A 3,737-nucleotide genomic window follows, 5' to 3' on the forward strand; every position below is an offset into this window, starting at 1 on the left:
CTCGCTTACCCGACTTAACTCAGCATTTATATTCTATTTATCCAAAATTGCCCTTATTGATGATATAATTTGAATTTCTGAGGGGTATTATGGAATTTATTTTATATTTTGGATTTTATTTTGGATTACCGTTTCTTATAATTGGTACTGCATTATTTTTATTTCTTATGGTTGCATTACCAAAAAACAGGAATAAAAATCTATCATTCGTAATGATCGGTTTAGGGGTAAATCTATTTACAGTTGCACAAAATTGAGAAATTTAAGGAGACTGATAAAATTTATGAGAAAATTATCCATATTACTTACTTTAAGTCTAGTATTTGTCAGTGTTATGGGTGCTTGCACACAAGATAAAAAAGATAATGCAGTTGAAAATAATTCAATAGAAGAACCCACCGCGAAAAATGAAAATGAAGAATTAATAAATTTTGAAGAAAAAGAAAATATAAGCCGCTTGGAACAAGGTATTTTATTAGTTGGTGAGAGTGCTAAGGGAGGCTATTACTTGACCACCGTTCAAAGTGCATATTTAAATGATAACAACGATTCTATCGTTGTTAATGTCTCTGTAAAAAATGTACGAGGTCAAATGATTGGACTATCAGAATTAAAATATACCTTAAAAGATGAAAAAAATGGTAAGACGTATGAAGGAAAGCTGCTTGACCAAAACCCTTCTGATATACAAGTTAAACCAAATGAAACGGTAGAATTGAAAATAGCTTTTGAAGTACCAGGTACCGCAGATGAATATATGTTTTATATTGAAAGCTCTTTAGACTCTCTAGGAACAACACACTGGAAAATTGATAAGCTGCAATCACCAAAAAACTAAGTCTAAATATAATTTGGTGGAAGTGTTCTTTAATATGAATTATATATTCGAAAAGTAAACAATGCTAATTCCAAGCGAGCGGTTAACCTTTTGGACAAATAATTTACTTCCGCTTTCGATAATTATGTAAATGAGCTGTCCATATAGGCAGCTTATATTATTTTTTGCTTAGCTTGTTTTTTTCCAAAATGCTGGCGATACCTCATATATTAACTTCTCTTGAAAAGAGTAAAATAAACAAATAAAAAATAAAATCGAAGTATCGCAATCTTACTTTACTTTGCTATTAGGGGTCACCATATCAAAAAAAGAAAATTGTACGTTTAGACAAAATTTCATGTTTTGTACAGAAATTCTTTATTTAATTAATTTGTAGGTTGATACAGTTCCCCAAACGAAAAGAACTAAATAAAAAAGTCTTTGTAGTAGACCTGAAGGTAAAGGGAAAAGAAAAACAAGTGAGATAAGGATTATTATTAATATTAAGCTTAGTAAACAGAAATATGTCCATTTTTTAGCTTTTTTAAGATTCCTAGCAAAAATAAATAATCCTGGGTATACAGTAAGCATACCTATCCAAACTAGAATAGAATGCCCAATTAGGTTTACATCTGCAGGAATTAATCCTGAAACTATAGTGGAGACTCCTATTATAAGTATAAAAAATGTTGCTATTTTATTAATTTTTGTTTTTTCTAGATGTTGTGAAATGTATAGTACTCCAATACAAAATGTTAATCCATTAATAATAAAGAGTAAATTCATCCAAAAATGATTAGGAGAGCATATTTCATAAGGAGCTATTTCATAGGTGAATTTTCCACAGGTTGTTACACCTAGATCACTCATTGCATGATGCAAATAGTTATAAGGTACTGTAGAAGTGAAAATAAAGAAAGGTTCAATTAGAAAGTATAGGCAAGTTGTAATCCAGCTAAATAAGCCAATTCTGTTTGATATATACATTAGATCCCTCCTTTGAAAAAAGTATATTTACATTATAGGTGTCACATCACCAAAAGTGAAAAATTGTACGCTAGGAGTCAATAACCCTGTTCAATAAGATAGGGTTTTCTGGACAAATCTGTCTAAACGTACAATTTTCTTTTTTTGATATGGTGAGGCCATGCCCATCATCCTTTCCAATCTAGTTTGTTTAGAAAGAATAACGTTTTTTAGTACTTGAGGGTATTAAAATCTCTTAAGCTGATAAGCAAGTTTTTCGACTCTAAAAACAATAAAAAAGAATCTTGTTATTTTAAAACAAGATTCTAATGAATTTACATTGGTTCTGTCCTTTTTCCTACTTTCCATGCAAGGAACAAAATTGACCCTGTTACTAAAACAGCTGTAAAAACACCCATTAGTGTTCACCACCCTTACTAACTTACCTACTAGTACTTATTCATAATTTTACCATAAATACAAAACGAATCAGACTGATGAATAAATTTCATTTCGTAAAAAGAGTTTTTTGGGTCTTCCAGATTACCATCAAACTAGTATGTTAAAGTTTCTTCAAAATAAAAATTTTAGTATTTTACAGTTGTTTATGAGAATTTAGCTCATTTTTTCGTTTTTGGGGACAACCAATTTCTTAAGTTGATGAGCATGACCCCTAGATGAAAAAATATTGTTTTAATTGTATATGACAAAGTCTGTATTAAATCAGATACAATACTTCATATTTGTTAACATTCCACTACCCCTCTGAAAATAATGAGCATCCTTGTTTTGATTTCAAAAACTATTCGAAACTTTTTATATAGAAAATTAACTAAAAACTCCGAATAGTTTTTAGAAAACAGCTTCACTCTTATATTGTTATTCAGGCACCGCTTTTAAAAATACGAGGAAACCGTCAAATGAACAGTACCCCGAATCATGGACTTTTTTCAAGTTATCACGATTCGAGGTACTGTTCAAATATTACATTAGGGTGTCTTCTAATAAATATAAATCTTAGATTCTAGCTCAATAATCTTGCAATTCAGAAATGGAAGGACTTGACATTAAAGTTACTTGAATGTTTAGAATATAATTAAAGTATTATAAAAAGGCATTTTGAAATGCTGAATCAAGGAATTAAATGGAAAATTAACTTTATATTGGAGAGTTGCAGGACTAATTTTTTCGTTGGTGGCAGCTATCATAACACCATAAATTCGGAAATATAGTGTCCTAGAGCAGATTAGAAGCATAGAAAAATTAAGAAGTGCTATCGAATGAGTGAACACATACCCAAAAGAATGCTCTTAGTTGAAAAATGTTCGATATCGATCTGGAAAGCGAGCAAAAGTACATTTTAACTTTGTGACGCTTGTTTACAACGCTTTGAAATTGGTAGTGAACGGTATTAAGCAACAAATAAATCAAGATATTTAATATTAAAAAACTAGCTGACTGAAATTCTGTCAGTCTAACTTTAGAAAAAAAATTATTTATTAACCTAGTTAATAAATAAAATTGTATAGATATTTTATATTGAGTTTTTCGAGGGTATGTACTATACTCATACCGTAAAGGTAAAAGTTTACATTTATGTAATAATAAACCTCAACGCAAGTGGAGTAGTCTTATAATTTTTAAAGGAGGTGAAAATAATGAAACTTACAGTTGGAAAAGTAAAGGAATATGGTACATTCATGAACCTTACACTTGCTAAATCTGGTAAACCTGGTGATGGTAAGCATGGAAAAGGTAAAAGAGGAATGAAGAAAGCTTAATACTTTTAATTTCCGCCAAATAATATTTGTTGTAGAAATTGAAATACTTAATAAAAAATATTGTATGACCACCCTATATTGATGTAAAAATTTCATGTTGAATTCTATAAGGGTGTGTACTATACTTATACCTTAAAGGTAAATGTTTACATTTATGTAATAATAAACCTTAA

Annotated in this window: 4 protein-coding genes and 1 pseudogene; 4 read left to right on the top strand and 1 reads right to left on the bottom strand. The window is 29.6% G+C overall.

Annotation, left to right across the window (positions count from 1 at the left end):
- Window positions 1-89 precede the first annotated feature (89 nt).
- Together COE49_RS27780 and COE49_RS26760 are read left to right on the top strand one after the other, a co-directional pair.
- On the top strand, window positions 90-257 hold the full coding sequence (locus tag COE49_RS27780; RefSeq protein WP_170933807.1) for a hypothetical protein: 168 nt from the start codon (window positions 90-92) through the stop codon (window positions 255-257).
- Window positions 258-283: 26 nt separating this feature from the next.
- Entirely contained in the window at window positions 284-838 is a 555-nt protein-coding gene (locus COE49_RS26760; RefSeq protein ID WP_088233250.1) for a DUF4352 domain-containing protein, read from the top strand.
- 357 nt (window positions 839-1,195) lie between these two features.
- On the opposite strand, the gene COE49_RS26765 is transcribed toward COE49_RS26760, so the two are convergent.
- Window positions 1,196-1,804 carry a DUF998 domain-containing protein gene (locus tag COE49_RS26765; protein ID WP_018783231.1) on the bottom strand — a complete coding sequence of 203 codons (609 nt, stop codon included), beginning with the start codon at window positions 1,802-1,804 and terminating at the stop codon, window positions 1,196-1,198.
- 1,293 nt (window positions 1,805-3,097) lie between these two features.
- Between COE49_RS26765 and COE49_RS28225 the strand changes: the two are divergent.
- Window positions 3,098-3,223, top strand: a pseudogene (locus COE49_RS28225) (hypothetical protein); the annotation flags it as partial.
- 218 nt (window positions 3,224-3,441) lie between these two features.
- Window positions 3,442-3,564: a lariocidin family lasso peptide gene (locus COE49_RS28230; protein ID WP_255291267.1), complete on the top strand. Its 123-nt coding sequence runs from the start codon at window positions 3,442-3,444 to the stop codon at window positions 3,562-3,564.
- Window positions 3,565-3,737 lie beyond the last annotated feature (173 nt).

The organism is Bacillus sp. AFS029637, from assembly GCF_002584985.1.
Taxonomy (GTDB): Bacteria; Bacillota; Bacilli; order Bacillales; family Bacillaceae_G; genus Bacillus_A.